19 protein-coding genes and 2 tRNA genes are annotated in these 22,519 nt (G+C 69.6%); 15 read left to right on the top strand and 6 right to left on the bottom strand.

The genetic code is table 11. From position 1 onward, the window contains the following. Positions 1 to 24: 24 nt before the first annotated feature. The 5 genes from rsmG to rpmH form a co-directional block, all read right to left on the bottom strand. Positions 25 to 699: a 16S rRNA (guanine(527)-N(7))-methyltransferase RsmG gene (rsmG, locus tag EWH70_RS03600; RefSeq protein WP_130473788.1), complete on the bottom strand. Its 675-nt coding sequence runs from the start codon at positions 697 to 699 to the stop codon at positions 25 to 27. Positions 700 to 858: 159 nt separating this feature from the next. Then, positions 859 to 1,404, bottom strand: coding sequence for a Jag family protein (locus EWH70_RS03595; RefSeq protein ID WP_130473787.1), 546 nt, complete (start codon positions 1,402 to 1,404; stop codon positions 859 to 861). Between the two features lie 84 nt (positions 1,405 to 1,488). Further along, positions 1,489 to 1,797: a membrane protein insertion efficiency factor YidD gene (gene yidD, locus EWH70_RS03590; protein WP_130473786.1), complete on the bottom strand. Its 309-nt coding sequence runs from the start codon at positions 1,795 to 1,797 to the stop codon at positions 1,489 to 1,491. Next, positions 1,794 to 2,177, bottom strand: coding sequence for a ribonuclease P protein component (gene rnpA / locus EWH70_RS03585; protein WP_130473785.1), 384 nt, complete (start codon positions 2,175 to 2,177; stop codon positions 1,794 to 1,796). Before rnpA ends, yidD begins: the two co-directional genes overlap by 4 nt. Positions 2,178 to 2,194: 17 nt before the next feature. Continuing rightward, entirely contained in the window at positions 2,195 to 2,338 is a 144-nt protein-coding gene (rpmH, locus tag EWH70_RS03580) for a 50S ribosomal protein L34 (RefSeq protein ID WP_130474218.1), read from the bottom strand. A 460-nt stretch (positions 2,339 to 2,798) separates the two neighbouring features. On the opposite strand from rpmH, the gene dnaA reads away from it, so the two are divergent. From dnaA to EWH70_RS03505, 15 genes are all read left to right on the top strand, one after another. Next, positions 2,799 to 4,445, top strand: coding sequence for a chromosomal replication initiator protein DnaA (gene dnaA / locus EWH70_RS03575; RefSeq protein WP_130473784.1), 1,647 nt, complete (start codon positions 2,799 to 2,801; stop codon positions 4,443 to 4,445). Positions 4,446 to 5,130: 685 nt separating this feature from the next. Beyond that, positions 5,131 to 6,255 (top strand): DNA polymerase III subunit beta, encoded by a 1,125-nt coding sequence (gene dnaN / locus EWH70_RS03570; RefSeq protein ID WP_130473783.1) that lies wholly within the window; start codon positions 5,131 to 5,133, stop codon positions 6,253 to 6,255. Between the two features lie 28 nt (positions 6,256 to 6,283). Beyond that, positions 6,284 to 7,174 (top strand): phosphogluconate dehydrogenase (NAD(+)-dependent, decarboxylating), encoded by an 891-nt coding sequence (gene gnd / locus EWH70_RS03565; protein WP_130473782.1) that lies wholly within the window; start codon positions 6,284 to 6,286, stop codon positions 7,172 to 7,174. Positions 7,175 to 7,182: 8 nt separating this feature from the next. Continuing rightward, a complete protein-coding gene (gene recF / locus EWH70_RS03560) occupies positions 7,183 to 8,340 on the top strand; it encodes a DNA replication/repair protein RecF (protein ID WP_130473781.1) in 1,158 nt (385 codons plus the stop codon). Between the two features lie 206 nt (positions 8,341 to 8,546). Further along, positions 8,547 to 9,122 (top strand): DciA family protein, encoded by a 576-nt coding sequence (locus tag EWH70_RS03555; RefSeq protein WP_130473780.1) that lies wholly within the window; start codon positions 8,547 to 8,549, stop codon positions 9,120 to 9,122. A 196-nt stretch (positions 9,123 to 9,318) separates the two neighbouring features. Beyond that, positions 9,319 to 11,283, top strand: coding sequence for a DNA topoisomerase (ATP-hydrolyzing) subunit B (gene gyrB, locus EWH70_RS03550; protein WP_130473779.1), 1,965 nt, complete (start codon positions 9,319 to 9,321; stop codon positions 11,281 to 11,283). 36 nt (positions 11,284 to 11,319) lie between these two features. Beyond that, positions 11,320 to 13,866, top strand: coding sequence for a DNA gyrase subunit A (gene gyrA, locus EWH70_RS03545; protein ID WP_130473778.1), 2,547 nt, complete (start codon positions 11,320 to 11,322; stop codon positions 13,864 to 13,866). 31 nt (positions 13,867 to 13,897) lie between these two features. Then, positions 13,898 to 14,662 carry a DUF3566 domain-containing protein gene (locus EWH70_RS03540; protein ID WP_130473777.1) on the top strand — a complete coding sequence of 255 codons (765 nt, stop codon included), beginning with the start codon at positions 13,898 to 13,900 and terminating at the stop codon, positions 14,660 to 14,662. A 50-nt stretch (positions 14,663 to 14,712) separates the two neighbouring features. Further along, positions 14,713 to 14,786 (top strand) — tRNA-Ile (locus tag EWH70_RS03535). Between the two features lie 242 nt (positions 14,787 to 15,028). Beyond that, positions 15,029 to 15,772, top strand: coding sequence for a glycosyltransferase family 2 protein (locus EWH70_RS03530; protein ID WP_130473776.1), 744 nt, complete (start codon positions 15,029 to 15,031; stop codon positions 15,770 to 15,772). 9 nt (positions 15,773 to 15,781) lie between these two features. Beyond that, positions 15,782 to 17,329, top strand: coding sequence for a tannase/feruloyl esterase family alpha/beta hydrolase (locus tag EWH70_RS03525; RefSeq protein WP_338078558.1), 1,548 nt, complete (start codon positions 15,782 to 15,784; stop codon positions 17,327 to 17,329). Positions 17,330 to 17,438: 109 nt separating this feature from the next. Next, on the top strand, positions 17,439 to 17,633 hold the full coding sequence (locus EWH70_RS03520) for a DLW-39 family protein (RefSeq protein WP_130473775.1): 195 nt from the start codon (positions 17,439 to 17,441) through the stop codon (positions 17,631 to 17,633). A 26-nt stretch (positions 17,634 to 17,659) separates the two neighbouring features. Beyond that, positions 17,660 to 17,732, top strand: a tRNA-Ala gene (locus EWH70_RS03515). A 17-nt stretch (positions 17,733 to 17,749) separates the two neighbouring features. Further along, complete coding sequence (locus EWH70_RS03510) at positions 17,750 to 18,556, top strand: TrmH family RNA methyltransferase (RefSeq protein ID WP_130473774.1); 807 nt, start codon at positions 17,750 to 17,752, stop codon at positions 18,554 to 18,556. A 4-nt stretch (positions 18,557 to 18,560) separates the two neighbouring features. Then, positions 18,561 to 19,361, top strand: coding sequence for a TrmH family RNA methyltransferase (locus EWH70_RS03505; RefSeq protein WP_130473773.1), 801 nt, complete (start codon positions 18,561 to 18,563; stop codon positions 19,359 to 19,361). Between the two features lie 3 nt (positions 19,362 to 19,364). On the opposite strand, the gene EWH70_RS03500 is transcribed toward EWH70_RS03505, so the two are convergent. Beyond that, positions 19,365 to 22,451 carry an ATP-binding protein gene (locus tag EWH70_RS03500; protein WP_130473772.1) on the bottom strand — a complete coding sequence of 1,029 codons (3,087 nt, stop codon included), beginning with the start codon at positions 22,449 to 22,451 and terminating at the stop codon, positions 19,365 to 19,367. Positions 22,452 to 22,519 lie beyond the last annotated feature (68 nt).

Here is a 22,519-nt window from a genome sequence, read left to right as displayed (position 1 = left end):
GTTTCACGTGGAACATGTCGATGGTCATTGCTTCCGGCCACGCCGCCTGGACGGCTTGGGTGCGACTCGGGGGATCCGCACCACGACGGTCGGGGTCTCCAGAACGGCCTCGCCACAGCGGACGAGGACCGGCTCGCCGCCTCCGGCGCGGCTCACCGCCAGCTTGTCACGTTCGATCTCCTCCGCGGCACTCGAACCCTTCAGCGCCAGCAGTGACCCGCCCGTTCGCACGAGGGGGAGGCACCAGGTCGCCAGTCGCGCGAGGGGAGCGACCGCTCGCGCGGTCACCACCTCGTGCTGACCCACCTCCGTGCGGACCACACCGTCTTCGGCACGGCCGCGGATCACGGTGGCGGAGAGGCCGAGTTCCGCGACGACCTCGTTGAGCCAGTCGACGCGGCGAGCCATCGGCTCGAGAAGAACGATATCGAGGTCCGGTCGCGCGATCGCCAGCGGAACCCCCGGAAGGCCGGCGCCCGAGCCGACGTCGACGACGCCGACCCCGTCGGGGATGTGCTCGCCGATGACGGCGGAGTTGAGCAGGTGACGGTCCCAGAGCCGGTCCAGCTCCCGCGGCCCGATCAAGCCACGCTCGATGCCGTGCTCGGCCAACATGTCGGCAAAGCGCTCGGCCAGCGGTAGCCGGTCACCGAACACCCGAGCCGCCGTCGCCGGCGCCGTCACCTCGTCCACACCCACTCGACACCCTTCTCCGGACCTTCGTTTCACGTGAAACGCTCTGCCGACGATTGTCCCCGATCGACTCCGCACGCCTGCGCGACGCTCCGGGTTTCACGTGAAACAAGAAAGGCCCGCCGGTCGAACCGGCGGGCCTTCGTCCGAACAAAGGGGAGCGGATCACTCCTCGCGGAAGATCACCACGCGACGCTTCGGGTCCTCGCCCTCGCTCTCGCTGTGCACACCGTCGACGGCGGCCACCGCGTCGTGGACGACCTTCCGCTCGAACGGGCTCATCGGCTGGAGCCGAACCCGCTCGCCGGAGGACAGCACCGCCTCGGCGGTCGAGCGACCCAGCTCCTTCAGCTCCTCGCGACGGTCGGCACGCCAGCCGGCGATGTCGAGCATGAGCCGGCTCCGCGAGCCGGTCTCCTGCTGCACCGCGAGCCGGGTCAGCTCCTGCAGCGCCTCGAGGACGTTGCCGCGCGCACCGACGAGCTTGTCGAGATCCTCACCGCCGTCGATGCTGACGATCGCCCGGCCGGCCTCCACGTCGAGATCGATGTCGCCGTCGTAGTCCAGCAGGTCCAGCAGGCGCTCCAGATAGTCGCCCGCGATGTCGCCCTCGCGCACCAGAAGGTCGTCGGTGTTCTTCGACTCGGTCTCCTCCGCGGCAACTACCTCCACCGCGTCGTCGGCCTCGACCTTCTCGACTGTCTCGGACATGCTTGTTCTCCTCCCGACCTCATGCCGCCTCGGCGACCCTGTTGGTCCTTCCACCTCGTTGAGTCTGTGTCCCCCACGAACGGCTCACGGCTCGTCCTCGTCCGGCAGCTGCGGACCGTGGTAGCGCCAGCTGAAGACCTCCGGGACCGGGTCCCGCCCAGGGGGAGTCCACGGTCCGCAGCGGAGCAGTCTGCGTACGGCGAGATAACTGCCGCGTGCGGCGCCATGGCGGGTGAGGGCTTCCTGCGCGTACGCACTGCAGCTGGGATAGAACCGGCAGCTGGGCGGCAGATAGGGGGAAATGAACCGGCGGTAGAACCGCACCGGTAGAAGCAGTACCCACGCGACCGGACCCGCGGTCCGTTGGCCGGAGGGGATAGTCGTGTCACTCACTCCGCTGGCCTGTCGTCGCTTCGACCGCCGGACCGGCGGTCCGGCAGGAGTCCGAGCCGGCGGAGTGCCGCGTCGAGATCCGAACCGAGCTCGGCGCTGGTAGCGGTGGCGGCCGGCGGAAGGGCCCGAACCACCAACGAGCTACCGCCCGGCAGTGTTCCCAGCCTGTCCGCGACCAGATGCCGCAGCCGGCGGGTGACCCGGTGCCTGACGACCGAGTTGCCAACGGCTTTGCTGACGACGAACCCGGCACGCCTGGTGGACTCGGGCGAGTCCACCAGTGCGTGCACCACGAGACGACGGCGTCCCGCCCGGGAACCACCGCGCATCACCGCGCGGAAGTCGTCGCTGCGGCGGAGCCTGGCAGCGGCGGGTAGCACCGCGGGCCTCGCTGGGATCAGGCGGACAGCTTCTCGCGGCCCTTGCGGCGGCGAGCGGACAGAATCGCCCGGCCGGCACGGGTCCGCATCCGCAGGCGGAACCCGTGGGTCCGCGAGCGACGGCGGTTGTTCGGCTGGAAGGTGTGCTTACCCTTGGCCACGGTCGGCTTCTCCTGTCTCACCCATAGCTAGTGTCGTCCCCTGCCGACCCGCAGCTCACCTCGTTGGTGAGAGAACACGGGCACCACAACACACCCGCCGTCAGCGGGGACCTTACGAGGGTACGCACCCGGCCCGGTGACCCCGAAACCGGCCCCCTGATAACCGTTCGCGACTGACCGTAAGCCTACCCCGCAGCACCGAATGGCAACACGCCGTACACCATGAAATGCTTGCGCACCAGGAGGTCTTGTGGCAAACGCCGGGGCTTGTTAGCGTGCCTGTTCTCGCTCCGGCTGCCTAGTTCGAGCCCGCGACCACGGTCGCGGCGGCTCGCCGTACATTGGTGCACAGTTGTGGACAAGCATGTGGATACCTGCTGTGCGGGTAGCCGCGTTCGCCCGCCGTCCCGTCGGGGGACGTCGATGAACTGGGTGAACCTGGAGGGAGGGGAGCGCACAGGTGTCCGAGCATCAGCTGAATCTCGGGGTCGTCTGGGAACAGGTCGTCCGTGAGCTCTCCGACGGAACCCTCTCGCCCCAGCAGCGTGCGTGGATGCGGGTGACCAGGCCCATCGGCCTGCTGGACGGCACAGCTCTACTGGCCGCGCCGAGCGACTTCGCCAAGGAAGCCATCGAGCGCGCGTTGCGTGAGCCGATCACCGACGCGTTGTCGCGCCGCCTCGGCCGGGAGGTCTCCCTGGCGGTGAAGGTGGACGTCGCGGACTCCGCCCCACCTCCACCCAGCCGGTACCCGGCGTCACCCGGCCGCGTGGACCCGCACAGCGACGGTGGCCCGCAGTCACCGCCGCGGGTACCACCACCGATGGCGGAAGACGGCATGCTGCCGCCCGCCGGCCGGGTCAGCCGGGTCGAGCAGCCGCCGCCGCGTGAGCACGTGCGTGAGCTCCGCGAGCTGAGGGACGTGCCCGATCCCGGCACGCCGGACGACACCGAGGAAGAGGTGGACGAGGAAGGCGAGGCGCTCGCCGCCGTCCACGAGATCTGGCCGACCTTCTCCGGTCAGCCGATCGCCGGCCAGCCGTACACGGCGCCCGCCCAGCCGCAGACCTCCAAGACCCGGCTCAACGAGAAGTACAACTTCGACACGTTCGTCATCGGCGCGTCCAACCGGTTCGCGCACGCGGCGGCCGTGGCCGTCGCCGAGGCGCCGTCCCGGGCGTACAACCCGTTGTTCATCTGGGGCGAGTCCGGACTCGGCAAGACCCACCTGCTGCACGCGGTCGGCCACTACGCGCAACGGCTGTTCCCCGGCATGCGCGTGCGGTACGTGTCGACCGAGGAGTTCACCAACGACTTCATCAACTCGCTGCGCGACGACCGCAAGGTCGCGTTCCAGCGTCGCTACCGCGACATCGACATCCTGCTCGTCGACGACATCCAGTTCCTGGAGGGCAAGGAAGGAACTCAGGAGGAGTTCTTCCACACCTTCAACACACTGCACAACGCCAACAAGCAGATCGTCGTGTCGTCGGACCGGCCGCCGAAGCGGCTGGAGACGCTGGAGGACCGCCTGCGGACGCGGTTCGAGTGGGGACTGATCACCGACATCCAGCCGCCCGAGCTGGAGACGCGCATCGCGATCCTCCGCAAGAAGGCGGCACAGGACCGGCTCGCCGTTCCCGGTGACGTACTGGAGTTCATCGCCACGCGCATCGAGGCGAACATCCGGGAACTGGAAGGCGCGCTGATCCGCGTCACCGCGTTCGCGTCCCTGAACCAGCAGCCGGTCGACGTCGGCCTCGCCGAGATCGTCCTGCGCGACCTCATTCCCGACTCGCAGGCACCGGAAATCAGCGCGCCGACGATCATGGGCGTCACCGCCGAGTTCTTCGACGTGACGCTCGACGATCTGTGTGGGCCGGGCAAGACGAAGGCACTCGCCACCGCGCGGCAGATCGCCATGTATCTGTGCCGGGAGCTCACCGACATGTCGCTGCCGCGCATCGGACAGGCGTTCGGCGGCCGCGACCACACGACGGTCATGCACGCGGACAAGAAGATCCGCAAGGAAATGGCTGAGCGCAGGCGGATCTACGACCAGGTCCAGGAACTGACGTCGAGGATCAAGCAGCGCGCCCGCCAGTAACTGTCCAAAGTAGCCACTGGCCCGTACCGCCCGCCGCGGTGCGGGCCAGTGTCGCGAGTGGACGGTTTGCGCGGCGACGAAGCGGGATACCCCTACGCCCAACGAGATTTTGTGCGACGTGGGTCACTCACCCGGGCGGTTCCTGGGTTGTGCACAGCGATCGCGGGCGGTGGGGAACCTGGGCACAGGTTGACCCACAACTGGGGACAGTCGTGTGGACAACTGTGGATGGATGTGGACGAGTGGTGGACGGCGCGAAGTTCTCCACCGGCGCCCGGAGCTGTCCACCGGATCGCCACCCCGGCTGTCCACAGCGCGCCGCGCCGTGCGAACTGCGACGATGGACGCTGTCCACACAACCCACAGCCCCTATTACTGTCACTGTCTTTTGTCTTTCGAAGAAAAGAACAAAGAAAAAACAGGCGAGCGGCGAACTTGGGGACAGCTGGCCTCGAAGCGGTAGCTAGATCGATTTGTCGACACCGGCCCCGGGTGACGGCGGGTCGGCCGACGTTCTAACGTGGGTGCCCACACCTGGTTCGCCAGTCGGCGCGCGCCGTCGGCTCCCGGACCACACACACCACGCCGGCGAGGCCTCCGCGCGCCCTGCACGAAGGGCGCGTAGGTGGGGGCGTCCGCTGATCTCAACGAGCCGGAGGGGCTCGGCTGTCGAAAGGATGGGCGCATGAAGATCCGCGTCGAACGCGACGGGTTGGCTGACGCTGTCGCCTGGGTGGCACGCAGCCTGCCGTCCCGGCCGCCCGTACCCGTACTGGGCGGGGTCCTACTCGAGGCGGGTGACGGGGACGCGCTCACCGTGTCCGGGTTCGACTACGAGGTCTCGGCGACCGTCGGCGTCCCGGCCACCATCGCCGACGGCGGCCGCACGCTGGTGTCCGGCCGGCTGCTTGCCGACATCACCAAGGCGCTGCCCGCTCAGCCGGTGGAGATCTCCGTCGACGGCGCCCGCGCCACCATCAACTGCGGCAGCGCCCGGTTCAGCCTCCCGACCATGCCGGTCGAGGACTACCCGCAGCTGCCGTCCCAGCCCGCCTTCGCCGGTGAGCTCGCCGGCGACGCGTTCGGCCAGGCGGTCGCCCAGGTCGCCGTCGCCGCCGGCAAGGACGACACCCTCCCGATGCTGACCGGTATGCGCCTGGAGATCTCCGGCGACACCGTCACCCTCGTCGCCACCGACCGGTTCCGCCTCGCCATGCGCGAGTTCAGCTGGAAGCCGGCCGAGGGTCTGGAGGACGCCGCGATCCTGGTGCCCGCCCGCACACTCGCCGAGGCGGCCAAGTCGATGGGTGGCGCCGGCGCCACCGTCAAGCTCGCGCTCGCCAGCGGCGAGGGACTGCTCGGCCTGTCCGGCTCCGGCCGCTATGCCACCACCCGGCTGCTCGACGCGGAGTTCCCGCCTTACCGCCAGCTGCTGCCCGCGCAGCACACCGCGCGCGCCGTCATCGACGTCGCGCCGCTGGCCGAGGCGATCAAGCGGGTTTCGCTGGTCGCCGAGCGCGGTACCCAGGTGCGGCTCGAGTTCACCGACAGCTCGCTGCGGCTGTCCGCCGGCGGCGACGACGAGGGCAGCGCCGAGGAGGAGCTGCAGGTCCAGTACGAGGGCGAGCCGGTGACGATCGCCTTCAACCCCGGCTACCTGGTCGACGGTCTCGGCGCACTGCACACCGACCGCGCCGAGCTGACGTTCACCACGCCGAACCGGCCCGCGCTGGTGAAGCCGGCTGACGAGGAGGGCAACGTCGTGCCCGGCTACCTCTACCTGCTGATGCCGGTCCGGCTGCCCGGCTGATCACCCGCACGTAAGAAGGGGAGTACTCATGGTTTCGCTCGGCCTCGTCGGACTCGGCAGGATGGGCTTCAACATGCGGGAGCGGCTGCGGGCCGCCGGCCACACGGTCGTCGGCTACGACCGCAACGCCGAGGTCTCCGACGTCGCGTCGCTCGAGGAACTCGTCGGGCAGCTGGACGGTCCCCGGATCGTCTGGGTGATGGTCCCGGCCGGTGACCCGACCCGGCAGACCGTCCTCGAACTGGCGGAGTTGCTCGGCGAGGGCGACCTGCTGATCGACGGCGGCAACTCGAAGTTCACCGACGACAAGCGCAACGCGGAGATCCTGGCCGGCCACGGCGTCGGCTATCTCGACGTCGGCGTGTCCGGTGGCGTGTGGGGCAAGGAGAACGGCTACGGCCTGATGGTCGGCGGCGCGGCGAGCGACGTCGAGAAGGCGATGCCGATTTTCGACGCGCTGCGTCCGGACGGCCCGCGCGAGGAAGGCTTCTCGCACGCGGGCGACGTCGGCGCCGGGCACTACGCGAAGATGGTGCACAACGGCATCGAGTACGGCCTGATGCAGGCGTTCGCCGAGGGCTTCGAACTGCTGGAGGCCGCGAAGGTCGTCAACGACGTTCCCGCGGTGATCAAGGGCTGGCAGCGTGGAACCGTTGTGCGGTCGTGGTTGCTGGACCTGCTCGTGCGTGCGCTCGACGAGGACCCGGAGCTGGACGACCTGGAGGGCTACGTCGAGGACTCCGGCGAGGGCCGGTGGACCCTGGAGGAAGCCATCAACAACGCCGTTCCGGCGCCGGTCATCTCCGCCGCGTTGTTCGCCAGGTTCGCCTCGCGCCAGCAGGATTCCGCCGCCATGCGTGCGGTTGCCGCGCTGCGCAACCAGTTCGGCGGCCACGCTGTCCGGAAGGTAGGCGGGTAGCACCCGCTGTGTACGTACGGCATCTACAGGTAACCGACTTCCGCTCCTGGGAGCACGCGGATCTTCCGCTCACGCCCGGTCCCACCGTCCTCATTGGACGCAACGGTCAGGGCAAGACGAACCTGCTGGAGGCGCTGGGCTACGTGGCCACCCTCGGCTCGCACCGGGTGGCCACCGACGCTCCGCTGGTCCGGCACGGCCGTCCGCGTGCACTGGTGCGGACAGCCGTGGTCAACGACGGCAGGGAACTGACCGTCGAACTGGAGATCACGCCGGGCAAGGCGAACCGGGCCAGGGTCAACCGCGGCGCGGTCGGCAGACCGAGGGACGTGCTGGGAATCCTGCGCACCGTGTTGTTCTCCCCGGAGGACCTGGCGCTGGTGCGTGGTGATCCCGGGGAGCGCAGGCGGTTCCTTGACGAACTGCTCGTGCTGCGTGCGCCGCGCTACGCCGGGGTTCGCGCGGACTACGAACGGGTTCTCAAGCAGCGCAACGCTTTGCTCAAGACGAGCGGCAAGCGCCGGGGTTCGCGTGGTGCCGACCCGTACGTCGAGAGCACGCTCGACGTGTGGGACAACCACCTCGCGGTCGCCGGCGCGCAACTGCTGGCGGCGCGCCTGAACCTGGTGGCCGACCTGGCACCGCACACCGCGGCGGCCTACGCCGGGGTGGCACCCGACTCGCGGCCCGCCGTCGTCGGCTACCGGTCCAGCCTCGGTGACACGCTGCCCGAGGGGTACGGGGTACCGGGCGGGGAACGCGCGGAGGAGGATCGGCTGACCGAGGTGCTGCTGACCGCGCTCGGCGAGTCCCGCGCGGCCGACCTGGAACGCGGGACCAGCCAGGTGGGCCCGCACCGCGACGAGCTGGAACTGGTGCTCGGCGAGGCGCCCGCGAAGGGCTACGCCAGTCACGGCGAGTCGTGGTCGTTCGCGCTGGCGCTGCGGCTGGGCAGTTACGAGCTGCTGCGGGCCGAGGCGGGTGAGCCGGTCCTGCTGCTCGACGACGTGTTCGCCGAGCTGGACCGGAACCGGCGGGCCCGGCTTGCCGAGGTGGCCGCCGACGCCGAGCAGGTGCTGGTCACGGCGGCGGTGGCGGAGGACGTTCCCGCCGAACTGGCCGGTGACCGGTTCACCATCGCGGACGCCACTGTCGTCCGCGAGTGACCCTGAGTGATACCGAGAGGACACCGTCGATGAACAGCGCTGACCGTCCGCGGGCACGAGGGGTGACCGGGGCCACAGCAATTACCCCCCAAGTTGGGGATAAACCTGTGGATAGTGTGGATAACACGAGGAAAGAGTCATCGCCGGTGGTGAACACACGGCCAAATGGTCGAGGGATTGCTCCTCGCGTGGGCGATCATCCCGAGATGACCACGGTACCGAACACGGAACGTGATGATCACGCTGGGCCAAACGTGAACGGTGGTTCAGGGAGGGACCTGGCCCGGCAGGCGCTGGCCGCGGCGAAGGCGAAAGCCGACGCCCGGGGCTCGGAGCCGGGTGTTCGCAAGCCTAGCCGAGGCGGCTCCGGCACCGGCATGCGGCAGGACCCCCGCCGTCGCCGCTGGTCGGGGCCCGGCGCGGACAGCAGGGACCCGCAGCCGCTCGGCAGGCTCGCGTCGCGGCTGGCCGTCGAGCGTGGGTGGAACACCAACCTCGCCAACGGGCAGATTTTCGGCCGCTGGGCCCGGCTGGTCGGTGAGGACGTCGCCGAGCATGCCCAGCCGGTCGCGCTGAAGGACGGCGAGCTGACCGTCCGCGCCAGCTCGACGGCCTGGGCCACGCAGTTGCGGCTGCTGCAGGGGCAGCTCATCGGGAAGATCGCGGCCGGGGTCGGCAACGGCGTCGTCAAGCGCATGCGGATCCAGGGGCCGACTGCCCCCAGTTGGCGTAAGGGGCCCCGGCACGTGCCCGGCCGCGGCCCGCGTGACACGTACGGCTGAGCTTCGCGCAAGCATGCGAACGGCCCGTTGGCTACGATCCGACACGCCCAAGGGCGATTTCGTGGCTCTGTGAGCTAATCAGGGGTGTCCTTGCCGTATGTCAGCGAAGGTGGGCAAGTAGGATGTAGATGGAGTGGTGAGTCGACCCCGACCCCATGCGCCGCCAGGCGCGCGTCCCGAGGAGAAAGCAGGCCCGGTGGCTGACCAGAAGAAAGAATACGGCGCAGAGTCCATCACCGTGCTCGAGGGACTCGAGGCGGTCCGCAAGCGCCCCGGTATGTACATCGGTTCCACCGGCGAGCGCGGTCTGCACCACCTGATCCAGGAGGTCGTGGACAACTCCGTCGACGAGGCGATGGCCGGTTACGCCACCAGGGTCGAGGTCACGCTGCTGGCCGACGGCGGTGTCCGGGTCGTCGACGACGGCCGCGGCATCCCGGTCGCCATGCACCCCAAGGAGCAGAAGCCGACCGTCGAGGTCGTGCTCACGATGCTGCACGCGGGCGGCAAGTTCGACAGCGACTCCTACGCCGTCTCCGGCGGCCTGCACGGCGTCGGCGTCTCCGTGGTGAACGCGCTGTCCACCGCGCTGGACGTGGAGATCAAGGTCGACGGCCGGATCTGGCGGCAGCACTACGACCGGTCCGTGCCGGGTGAGCTGATCGACGCCGGGCCCGCCGACACCACCGGTACCTCGGTCACCTTCTGGGCCGACCCGGAGATCTTCGAGACCACCACCTACAGCGCCGAGACCGTCGCCCGCCGGCTGCAGGAGATGGCGTTCCTGAACAAGGGACTGACCATCGTCCTGCGAGACGAGCGGGTCAGCCAGGACACCGAGGAGGACGCCGAGGGGCAGAAGGCGCACATCTCCGAGCGCACCTACCACTACCCCGGCGGGCTCGAGGACTTCGTCCGGCACATCAACGGCAGCAAGGACCCGATCCACAAGAACGTGATCGCGTTCGAGGCCAAGGGCACCGGCCTCGAGGTCGAGGTGGCGATGCAGTGGAACGACGGCTTCACGCCGTCGGTGTACACATTCGCCAACACCATCAACACGCACGAGGGCGGTACCCACGAGGAGGGCTTCCGCGCCGCGCTGACCAGGGTCGTCAACGCCTACGCGCGCGACAAGAAGCTGCTCAAGGAGAAGGACGCCAACCTCACCGGCGACGACGTGCGCGAGGGCCTCGCCGCCATCGTGTCGATCAAGCTCGCCGAGCCGCAGTTCGAGGGGCAGACGAAGACCAAGCTGGGCAACAGCGAGGCCAAGTCGTTCGTGCAGACCACCACCAACGAGTGGCTGGGGCACTGGTTCGAGGCCAACCCCGCCGAGGCCAAGACGATCATCAACAAGTCGATCTCCTCGGCGCAAGCGCGCCTGGCCGCCCGCAAGGCACGCGACCTGGTGCGCCGCAAGGGCGCGCTGGACATCGGCGGTCTGCCCGGCAAGCTGAAGGACTGCCGCTCCACCAACCCGGAGGAGTGCGAGCTCTACATCGTCGAGGGTGACTCGGCGGGCGGCTCCGCCAAGGAGGGCCGCGACTCCATGTACCAGGCGATCCTGCCGATCCGGGGCAAGATCATCAACGTGGAGAAGGCCCGCATCGACCGCGTGCTGAAGAACACCGAGGTGCAGAGCCTGATCACCGCGCTGGGCACCGGCATCCACGAGGACTTCGACGTCGAGAAGATCCGGTACCACAAGGTCATCCTGATGGCCGACGCCGACGTCGACGGTCAGCACATCCGCACCCTGCTGCTGACGCTGCTGTTCCGGTTCATGCGCCCGCTGATCGAGCACGGGCACGTCTACCTGGCGTCCCCGCCGCTGTACAAGATCAAGTGGCCGAGGTCCGAACCCGAGTACGCCTACTCCGACAAGGAGCGCGACGGCCTGATCGCGGCCGGCGTCGAGGCTGGCAAGAGGCTGCCGAAGGACGACGCGATCCAGCGGTACAAGGGTCTCGGTGAGATGAACGCCGAGGAACTGTGGGAGACCACCATGGACCCGGCCAACCGGCTGCTGCGGCAGGTGACGCTGGACGACGCGGCCACCGCCGACGAGCTGTTCTCCGTGCTGATGGGCGAGGACGTCGAGGCCCGCCGGTCGTTCATCACCCGCAATGCCAAGGACGTTCGCTTCCTGGACGTGTAGTCCAGCCCGCCGCGCGTTACCACTGAGAAGGAACCCATGACGGAAACCTTGCCGCCGGAGCACGACCGCACCGAGCCGGTCGACATCCAGCAGGAGATGCAGCGCTCCTACATCGACTACGCGATGAGCGTGATCGTGTCGCGGGCGCTGCCGGACGTGCGTGACGGTCTGAAGCCGGTCGCCCGCCGGATCATGTACTCGATGTACGACTCCGGCTTCCGGCCGGAACGCGGGTACAACAAGTGCTCGCGCGTGGTCGGCGACGTGATGGGCAACTACCACCCGCACGGCGACTCGGCCATCTACGACGCGCTGGTGCGGCTGGCCCAGCACTGGTCGATGCGGTATCCGCTGATCGACGGCCAGGGCAACTTCGGCTCGCCGGGCAACGACCCGGCCGCCGCGATGAGGTACACCGAGTCGCGGCTCGCCCCGCTGGCCATGCACATGCTGGCCGGCATCGAAGAGGACACCGTCGACTTCTCCGACAACTATGACGGCCGCACGAAGGAACCAGACGTCCTGCCCAGCCGGTTCCCGAACCTGCTGGTCAACGGCGGCTCCGGGATCGCGGTCGGCATGGCGACCAACATCCCGCCGCACAACCTGCGCGAGGTCGCCGACGGCGTCATCTGGTCGCTGCAGAACCCCGAAGCCAGCGAGGACGAGCTGCTCGCCGCGCTGCTGCAGCGGATCAAGGGCCCGGACTTCCCGACCAAGGGCCTGATCCTCGGCACGTCCGGCATCGAGGACGCCTACCGCACCGGCCGCGGCTCGGTCCGCATGCGCGCGGTGGTCGAGGTCGAGGAGGACGCCAAGGGGCGGACGATCCTGGTCGCCACCGAGCTGCCGTACCAGGTCAACCCGGACAACCTGGTCGAGAACATCGCCTCGCTGGTCCGCGACGGCAAGATCACCGGTATCGCCGACATCGCCGACGAGTCCAACAGCCGGCGCGGCATGCGCATCGTGGTCACGCTCAAGCGCGACGCCGTGGCCAAGGTCGTGCTGAACAACCTCTACAAGCACACCCAGCTGCAGTACAACTTCGGTGTCAACATGCTGGCCCTGGTCGACGGCGTGCCGCGCACGCTGCGGCTGGACCAGATCATCCGGCACTACATCAAGCACCAGATCGAAGTCATCGTCCGGCGTACCCGATTCCTCCTGAACAAGGCGGAGGAGCGGGCCCACATCCTGCGTGGTTTCGTCAAGGCGCTGGACGCGATCGACGAGGTCATCGCGCTGATCCGCCGGTCGCAGACGGTCGACATCGCGCGGACCGGCCTGATGGAGCTGCTCGACGTCGACGAGATCCAGGCCACCGCGATCCTGGACATGCAGCTGCGCCGCCTCGCCGCACTGGAGCGGCAGAAGATCATCGACGAGCTGGCCCGGATCGAGGCCGAGATCGCCGACCTGCAGGACATCCTGGCCAAGCCGGAGCGGCAGCGGCAGATCATCGCCGACGAGCTGACCGAGATCGTCGACAAGCACGGCGACGACCGGCGGACCCAGATCATCCCGTTCGACGGCGACGTCAACGTCGAGGACCTGATCGCGGTCGAGGACGTGGTCGTCACGATCACCCGCACGGGTTACGCCAAGCGAACGAAAACCGACCTGTACCGGGCGCAGAAGCGCGGTGGCAAGGGCGTGCAGGGCGCGACGCTGAAGCAGGACGACATCGTCCAGCACTTCTTCGTGTGCTCGACGCACGACTGGATCCTGTTCTTCACCAACAAGGGGCGGGTCTACCGGGCGAAGGCGTACGACCTGCCGGAGGCCAACCGCAACGCCCGCGGCCAGCACGTGGCGAACCTGCTCGCGTTCCAGCCGGAGGAGCAGATCGCCCAGGTCATCCAGATCAAGAACTACGAGGTCGCGCCGTACCTGGTGCTGGCGACCCGCAACGGCCTGGTCAAGAAGACCAAGCTGGTCGACTTCGACTCCAACCGCGCGGGCGGGCTGATCGCGGTCAACCTGCGGGAGGGCGACGAGCTGGTCGGCGCCGTGCTCGCCGGTCCGACCGACGACCTGCTGCTGGTGTCGGCGGAGGGCCAGTCGATCCGCTTCCACGCCTCGGACGAGACGCTGCGCCCGATGGGCAGGGCGACGTCCGGCGTGCTGGGCATGCGGTTCAACGAGGGCGACGAGCTGCTCGCCATCGGCGTGGTGTCGGAGAGCAAGTTCCTGCTGGTCGCCACCGACGGCGGATACGCCAAGCGCACCCCGATCGAGGACTACCCGGTGCAGGGCAGGGGTGGCAAGGGCGTGCTCACCATCCAGCACGACCGGAAACGTGGCAGGCTGGTGGGGGCACTCATCGTCGACGTCGACGACGAGCTCTACGCGATCACGTCGAGCGGCGGCGTGATCCGCACCGCGGCCAAGGAGGTTCGCAAGGCGGGCAGGCAGACCAAGGGTGTGCGGTTGATGAACCTGGGCGAGGGGACCACCCTGCTGGCGGTGGCACGCAACGCCGACGAGCCCTCGAACGTCAACGGTGCGGCGGCCCAGGAGGGCACCGCCGCGGAAACCGACGGCTCCGAGACAACTGACACGCAGGCACCGCAGGAGTAAGCGGCGCGAACTGGGTAAGGACTGACACTTCGTGACTCCAGCCGACAAACCCGAGGCACAAGGATCCAACGGCGCCGGCGCGTCCACGCCTCCGTGGCAGCGTGTGGCCAAGGAGGAGGACGCCCCCGCCGCTTCGGCGGGCGGGGCCACGTCCACCCCGCCGGCCGGTTCCGCTGCCGGGCAGGCTGCCGACCCCAGTCAGGCACCGACGGCGATGTGGCCGTCGCAGGCCACCACCACGGAGGTGCGCCAGCCTGCCCCGGAACCGCCGCGTGCCGACGAGCCGCCGGTCGTGACCGGCACGGCGGCCAACCGGCTGTTCGGCGACACCGGCGCACAGGACGCCGTTCCGCCGAGCGCGCGGCCGGACCGCGACCGCAGCCGGGGCGGCCGGGCCACGCCGACGGCGTTGCGCCGCCCCGGGCGGGGGCCGCGGCGGGCGAGCCTGCAGATCAAGCGGTTCGACCCGTGGTCGGTGCTGAAGCTGTCGCTGGTGCTGGGCGTCGCGTTGTTCTTCGTCTGGCTGGTCGCGGTCGGGGTCCTCTACACCGTGCTGGACGGCATGGGCGTGTGGGACAACCTCAACGGCACCTACACCCAGCTCGTCCAGGGCGAGGGCACCGCCACCGCCGCGGAACCGCTGATCAGCGCCGGTCGCGTGTTCGGTATCGCGGCCATCATCGGCGCGGTGAACATCGTGCTGCTGTCCGCGCTCACTACCGTCAGCGCGTTCATCTACAACGTGTCCGCCGACCTCGCAGGCGGCCTGGAGGTCACGCTGTCCGAGCGGGAGTAACCCGGTTGCGGGGCTCTGTGGGGCGTCGGGTAGTCTTTCCTGCGTTCCACGGGCCCATAGCTCAGGCGGTTAGAGCGCTTCGCTGATAACGAAGAGGTCGGAGGTTCAAGTCCTCCTGGGCCCACAGATCACCAGCCCTCGTCCCACTCGGGACGGGGGCGGTTTTCGTTTGGGCCTCAGTCGCGCCAGTCGATCGTTCTGCCGGGTTCCTGATGGTGCCTGCCCACGATCAGTGCGACCACCAACAGGATGGCGAGTACCACCGGGAGGACCGTCCAGAACTCCACGGCGATCACCTCCGTAGATTTGTGAGGTCAAGGCTAACGGCCCGAACCGGTGACGGCTGTCACCGAAATGGGGGAACTGGTGAGCGCGGTCACAGTCGTCACGGCGGTGTTCGACGGTGGGCATCAGCACCTGCGTGCGGCCTACGAGTCGCTGCTCCAGCAGGACCTGCCCGCCGGCTGGACCTGGGAGTGGTGCGTGCAGGAGGACGGCGACACCGGCGTCGCCCGCCGGGAGCTGCCGGACGACCCGCGGATCAGCCACGGCACCGGCCTGCCCGGCCGGGCGGCCGTCGCCCGCACCATGGCCCTGGCCAGGGCCAACGGCGAGCTGGTTCGCTGCCTCGACGCCGACGACCTGCTGCTGCCGGGTGCGCTGGCGCGGGACATCGAGGCGTTGCACAGGGCGGCCTGGTGTGTGTCGGCGTGCCTGGACCTGCACCCGGACGGGTCAGTCACCCCGGGCCCGTACGACCCGCCGGACGGTCCGGTCGCGCCCGGCCGGTTCCTGGCCGAACAGCGAGAGGACCGGCTGTCCGTGCAGGCGTCGACGTTCGCCGCGCACACCGGGCTCGTCCGCGCGCTGGGCGGGTGGCCCGCCCTCACCGGCGCCGAGACCGTCGGCCTGCTGCTGGCCGCGGAGGCGGTCGCGCCCGGTGAGTTCATCGCCCGGCCGAGCATGCTGTACCGCAAACACGACGGTCAGACGACCGCGGACGGCCGGTACTGGGCCGACGAGGAACACGCGGCCCGCCTGTCAATGGCAGTCAGCCGTACCGAAGAACTGCGGCGTGCGGGGTGGCGGTGGCCGTTCGACGGTCGTTAGCGTCGGCGCGTGAACTGGGGAAAGAGGCTGACGATTCTGATCGGCTGTGCGGCACTGTTGTCGCCGGTGGCTCCGGCCGTGGCCGAATCCGGCGCGCTCAGGCCGGTGCGGACATGCGCGGACCTGGAGCGGACGTTCGACGTCCCACACGCGCGGACCACGGTCACCTCGGCGACCGAGGTGAGCACCGGCCCCGCGCACTGCGAGGTCCGGGGCGTCATCGAACCCGCGGTCCGCTTCACCCTGCGGTTGCCGCTGGACACGTTCTTCGGCCGGTACCTGCAGTACGGCTGTGGTGGCCTGTGCGGGACCGTGCCGAACACGCCGTTCCCGGACTGCGGGCCGAAGGCCGGTGACGTGGCGGTCGCCGCGACCGACGACGGCCACGTCGGCGAGGGAGGTGAGCTCGCCTTCACCGACGGCCGGTGGGCGCGGGACAACCAGGCCGCCAGGGATGACTACTTCTTCCGCGCGCCGCACGTGCTGTCGAAGGCGGCGAAACGGATCATCGCCGAGTTCTACGGCGCACCACCGAGGACGTCGTACTTCTCCGGCTGCTCCAACGGCGGCCGCGAGGCACTGATCCTCGCCCAGCGTTACCCGGACGACTTCGACGGCATCATCGCTGGTGCCCCGGCTCTTCACTTCTCCTCGCTGGCGGGGGTCTACCAGACCTGGCTGCACCGCACCAACCACCGCGCGGATGGCACGCCGATCATCGGTGTCGACAAGTTGCCCGTGCTGCACAGTGCCGTCGTCTCGGCCTGTGACGGCCTGGACGGACGCGTCGACCAGCAGATCGACGACCCGAGGAAGTGCACGTTCGACCCGGCGAGCATCCAGTGCCCCGACGGCGACGGGAAGACCTGCCTGACCGCCGACCAGGTCGCCGTCGCGCGGGAGCTGTACCGCGGGCCGGTCGATTCGCACGGCCGGCGGCTGTACCCGGGCTCGCAGACCAGGGGCTCGGAGCTGGCCTGGGCGGAGTGGGGCGTCGCCGACCCCGCGATCGGCAGTTCGGTCGCCGGCCTGCTGGCGGACAACGCCCTGCGTCACGTCAGCTTCCCGATCGGCAGGCCGCACTCGTCGCTGGCCGACTTCAGGCTGGACACGCGGGACTTCAGCAGACTGGCAGCCGAGGGCGTCAAGGCCAACGCGATGAACACCGACCTGAGCGGGTTCCGCAGGTCAGGTGGCAAGTTGATCATCTGGCACGGCTGGGACGACCAGGCCATCCCGGCGGCCGGAACCCTGGACTACTACCAGCGGCTCTGGGAGCGAAGCGGCGGTCTGCGGGCGACCCAGCAGTGGGCGCGGTTGTTCATGGTGCCCACGATGGCGCACTGCTCGGGTGGCTACCAGCTGCAGCGGTTCGACCCGTTCCGGGAGCTGGTGTCGTGGGTCGAGCGCGGTACGGCACCCGAGCGCATCGTCGCCACCGGGAAGCGGTCGGAGCCGGTGTTCCCGTACCCGCGGCAGTCGGACGGGCGTCCGCGGGACGTCGTGCGGTGGGTGGGCGAGGGCCTGTACCACCGGCCGGGGCCGGTGGCGCCATGACGGATGGTTCCACGTGGAACCACGGCCGGACCAGGACGGCAAGCCCCCGGCCGGGTGCAGTAGCATCAACAGGGCAGCACGGTAATCGCAGTTCGAGGAGGGGCCTCACGTGAAGAAGCTGTTGGCACTCGCGGTCGTCGCTGGTGGCGTTCTCTTCGTCATCAAGCGGAACAAGGACAACAAGGCCGAGGCTGCCCTCTGGCGCGAGGCCACCGCTCCGGTGCCCGCCGGCCGTGGCACGGTCTCCAGCAACGGCAGCGCGCCCGCCAAGGCGAGCTCCTCGGACGCCGCCACCAACAACTGAACTCAACGCGGGCACCGCCCGCGTCCGGGGCTGTAGCTCAATTGGTAGAGCACCGCCTTTGCAAGGCGGGGGTCAGGGGTTCGATTCCCCTCAGCTCCACGTAACCGAACGGCGATATGGAACTCCAGCAGATCGGCCTGCAGCATCCGGCGGCGAGTCTCGTCCGGGACATCCAGAACAACCGCACCGGTATTCCGCGCCGTACCTTCGTCGCCGAGGGACTGTTCGAGAACAACATCGTCCTGGAGACCGGCGTCCCGGTGGAAACGCTGCTCTGGTGTCCCGATGCCGCCTACTCCGACGAGGCGAAGAAGCGAGCGGCACAACTCGCGGACCGCGCGCGACGCGCGTACCAGATCTCCGAGAAGACGTTGGCACGCCTGGCCGAACGGCCGAATCCGGACGGCCTCCTCTCCGTCGCCAGGTTGCCCGACTGGGATCCGGCGACCTTCGAGTTCGGCGACGACGCGCTGGTGCTGGTGACCGACGCGCTGGAGATCCCCGGCAACCTCGGCACGCTGCTGCGCACCATGGATGCCTGCGGCGCTGACTGCCTGGTCATGACGAACCGGCGCACCCGGATGACCCATCCGAAGGTGCTGCGCAGCAGTCAGGGAATGAGCATCAAGGTTCCCTCGCTCGATTTCGACGACGTCGACGACGCCATCGACTGGCTGAAGCGAAACCGGTTCCGGGTCTACATCGCGGACACCGACGACAGCGTGAACTACCGCGAGCTGGACTACCGCGGCCGCACGGCGCTGGTGGTCGGCAGCGAGCGGTTCGGCGTTTCCCGGCCGTGGTACGACGCCGGGTTCCAGCGGGTGGGGATTCCGATGCTGGGGTCGGCGGACTCGCTGAACGTCTCGGTGTCGGCGTCGGTTCTGCTGTACGAGGCGCGGGCGCACAAGAACGGCTGGTAGGTCAGTGGCAGACACGATCAGCAGCGCGGCCAACCCGCTCGCGAAGCGGGTCCGGCTCCTCGCGGACCGCAAACACCGGCGCCGGGAGGGCGCGTTCGTCGTCGAGGGACTCCAGCCGGTCTGGTACGCCGTCGAGGCGGGGTGGGAGATCGAGACGCTGATCGTCGCGCCCAGCCTGCTGACCGGCCAGGCCGCCCAGCGCATGGTCGACGACCGGGAACGGGCTGGCGTGCCGGTGGCGCGGCTCAGCGGCGAGCTGTTCAAACGCCTCGTCGACCGGGACGGTCCCGGCGGTCTCGCGGCCATCGTGCGGAGCCGGACCGGTGATCTGTCCACTCTGGACGTCCAACCGGGATCGATCTTCGTCGCACTGCACCGGATCGCCAATCCCGGCAACCTCGGCACGATCATCCGTACCGTGGACGCCGTCGGCGGAGCGGGCGTCGTCCTGATCGGTGAGACGGTGGACGCCTACTCGCCCGCCGCGGTCAAGGCCAGCATGGGTTCGCTGTTCGCCGTCGACGTGGTGCACACGCCCGACGCCGGCGAGTTCTTCGCCTGGGCCGAGGACCGCGGAGTCAGCGTTCTCGCCACGTCGGGCACCGCGGACGACGACCACTGGGACGCCGGCTACGAGCCGCCGCTCGCGTTTCTGCTCGGCAGCGAGCGGGAAGGTCTGCCGGACGACCTGCTGGCGCGGGCGACGCGCCGGCTGCGGATTCCGATGGTCGGCACCGTGGATTCGCTGAACATCGGCGTGGCCGCGTCGATCATGCTCTACGAGGCACGCAGGGCGGCAAGGTAACCGTCAGCGGGCGAGCGTGGCCGCGGCCAGTTCCTGCCAGTCCGTCCGCGCGCCCTCCCCGGTCGCCACGGCGAACCGTGGTTCACCGAGGTGGTCGCGCACGGCACGTTCGATCCGGGCGACGTCGGGCTGGGAACTGTCGGGCAGGCCGCGCACGACCGCGCTCGCCCCGAGCAGCCGCGCGGCCTGCTCGTACTCGCCGTGCCGCAGAGCCAGATCCGCGATGCCGACGAGTACCTGCGCGATCCCGAGCGCGTGCCCGGCCTCGGTCACCGAGCGGAGGGCCGCCACGCGATGCTCGCGTGCCCCGGCCAGATCCTCGGTCAGGTAGCCGAGCAGGTTCTGGGTCAGCGCGCGAACGTAGTGCTCCTGGGCCTCAGCGCCCAGCAGCTCCTCGGCGACGCCGACCTGCCGGCGTGCCTCCGCGGCGTCGCCACGCCAGCGCGCGAGTTCCGCCTTCGCCAGCGCCAGGTCAGCCAGCGCGTTCGCCCAGGAGATCCCTTCCGCCGCCCGTTCCGCGTCGGCCACGGCGGCGGCGCAGGAGTCCAGGTCGCCGGCCAGCCAGTAGAGCTGAGCCTGCCGCGACCGCAGGTGCACGACGTCCTCGACGGCACCGACCTCGGTGACGACCGCGATCGCCTGCTCGTAGTACTCGCAGGCGACGGCGAACTCGCCGCGCGTCGCGATCCGGTCCGCCAGGGTGGACAGGGTCAGCGAGATTCCCCAGCGCTCACCCAGCGCGCGGAACTCGTCGAGCGCCGTCTCGAGATACTCCTCGGCTTCCCGGCCGCTGTGCCCGAGAACGACACGTGTCCTGCCGAGATGCATCGTGGCGAGTGCCCGAACCCAGGGATCCTCGTCGGCGCGGAACTCGTCCCACACGTCCAGCAACGCGTCCGGATCTCGCAGGACGCGCTCCAGCGCGGCCATGAGCTTCGGTGCGGGGTGCGAACTCCTGACCCGCTGGTTGATCTCATGTGCCGTGCGGATCCACTCCTCCGCGTGGCGTTCGTCGGCCATTCCCGAGGTCAGGAACGACGAGACGAACGCGTAGACGATGGTTTTGGCCTCGTCGCTGACCTCGCCGGGCACCTTGGTCGCCGCCATGATCAGCTCGCTGCCCTCGGCCTTGTGCCCGCCGAGCCACCAGTACCACCCGGACGCCGCCGCGAGCCGCATCGCCGCCTGCGCGTCGGCGGCGGCGAGTGCGCCACGCATCGCCGCGGTGACGTTGTCGTGCTCGGCCTCGATCCTGGCGAGCCACTCCAGTTGCTCGGTGCGGCGCAGATGTGGATCCGCGGTCTCGGCCAGCTCGGTGAAGTAGGCCAGATGCGCGAGCCGGGTCCGCTCCGCTTCGTCCGCCTCGGCGAGTCGCTGCTCGGCGTATTCCTTGATCGTGCCGAGCATGCGGTACCGGTCGTCCTTGGTGACCACCAACGACTTCTCGGTCAGCGCGGTCAGCAGTTCCAGTACCTCGCCCGCTTCGACGCCGCCACCCGCGCAGACCTGTTCCGCGGCTTCCAGGCTCGCACCGCCGGAGAACACCGAGAGCCTGCGCAGCACCGCCCGTTCGGCGTCGGTGAGCAGCTCCCAGCTCCAGTCGATCACCGCACGCAGCGTCCGATGCCGGGGCAGTGCGGTGCGACTGCCGCCGGTCAGCATGCGGAACCGGTCGTCGAGCCGGTCGGCGAGCTGTTCCAGTGACATCGTGCGCAGCCTTGCCGCGGCGAGTTCGATCGCCAGCGGCATGCCGTCCAGCGCCCGGCACATGTGCGCCATGGTCGCCAGCGTCCGGGCGTCCATCCTGAGGTCGCTGCGTACCGCGCCGGCCCGGTCGCGGAGCAGCCGGACGGCAGGCGACGACTCGATCTCGGCCGGGTCGGCGTCCGGTGCGGGCAGGGTCAGTGGCGCGACCGGCCACAGCGCCTCGCCGGTGATGCCGAGTGGTTCCCTGCTCGTCGCGAGGATCCGCAGCCGGCCGCACTCGCCGAGCAGCCGGTGGGCGAACGCGGCGGCGGATTCGATCACGTGCTCGCAGTTGTCCAGGATCAGCAGCATTTCCCGCTCGCGGATCGCGGCAACGACCCGATCCGCCGGCTCGGCGTCCGGAGCGTCGCCGATCAGCGGGTCGCGCCCGCCGAGCGCGGACAGCGTCGCGTGTGCGACGTCGCTGTTCGCGCCGACGGCCGCGAGTTCCACCAGCCAGGCCTCCGGCAGGTCGCCGAGCAGGGTGCGGGCCGCTTCGGTGGCCAGCCTGGTCTTTCCCGAGCCGCCCGGGCCGATCACGGTGGTCAGCCGGTGTCCGGTGACCAGCTCGCGGACGGCGCTGATGTCGGCTTCCTTGCCGACATAGCTGGTCAGCTCGGCCCGCAGGTTGCTCTTCCGGTCGTCCTCGCGGCGGCCCAGCTCGCCGCGCAGCAGCGCGAGGTGGACCGCGGACAGTTCCGGTGAGGGATCGACGCCCAGTGTCTCGGCGAGGGTTTCCCTGGTGCGCTGGTAGAGCAGCAACGCGTCGGTGTCCCGGCCACTCGCGGCGAGGGCACGCATCAGCGCGGCGACGAGGCGTTCCCGCACCGGGTGCGCGGCCACCAGGTCGGTGAGTTCCGCGACCGCGTTCGCGCCCGGGATCTCGGCGTCGAAGCGGTCCTCGAGCGCGGTCAGGCGAAGGCCTTCGAGCCGGGTGACCGCCGCGTCGAACGCCGCGCTGTCCTGGAGTCCGACGTCCTGCATGGCCGCGCCGCGCCACAGCGCGAGGGCGTCCCGCAACCGGCCCTGACCGACGAGGCGTTCGAACCGCACGGCGTCGACGGAGTCGGGTTCCACCAGCAGCCGGTAACCGCTGTTCGTTCCCTCGACGGAGCCTTCGGGCAGCACCTTGCGCAGCCGGGAAACCAGGCGCTGCAGGGCGTTGGCCGCGTCGGCGGGCGGGTGCTCACCCCAGATCCAGTCGACCAGCGTCGCCTTCGGGACGACGCGGCCCGGTTCGAGGGCGAGTGCGATCAGCAGCCCGCGCAGGCGGGCACCCGGCACGTCGGCTGGGACGCCGTCGTCCGTGCGAACCTCGAACGGTCCGAGCATCCCGATCTGCACCGGGCCGATTTTGCCACGGTGGCCAATGGTGTCAGGGCGGTGTCAGGAGGGTGACAGGTCCGGTGGCG

The sequence above is a fragment of the Amycolatopsis suaedae genome, from assembly GCF_004214935.1.
In the GTDB taxonomy this organism is placed as follows: Bacteria; Actinomycetota; Actinomycetes; order Mycobacteriales; family Pseudonocardiaceae; genus Amycolatopsis; species Amycolatopsis suaedae.
This window is presented reverse-complemented; position numbering and strand designations above follow the sequence as displayed.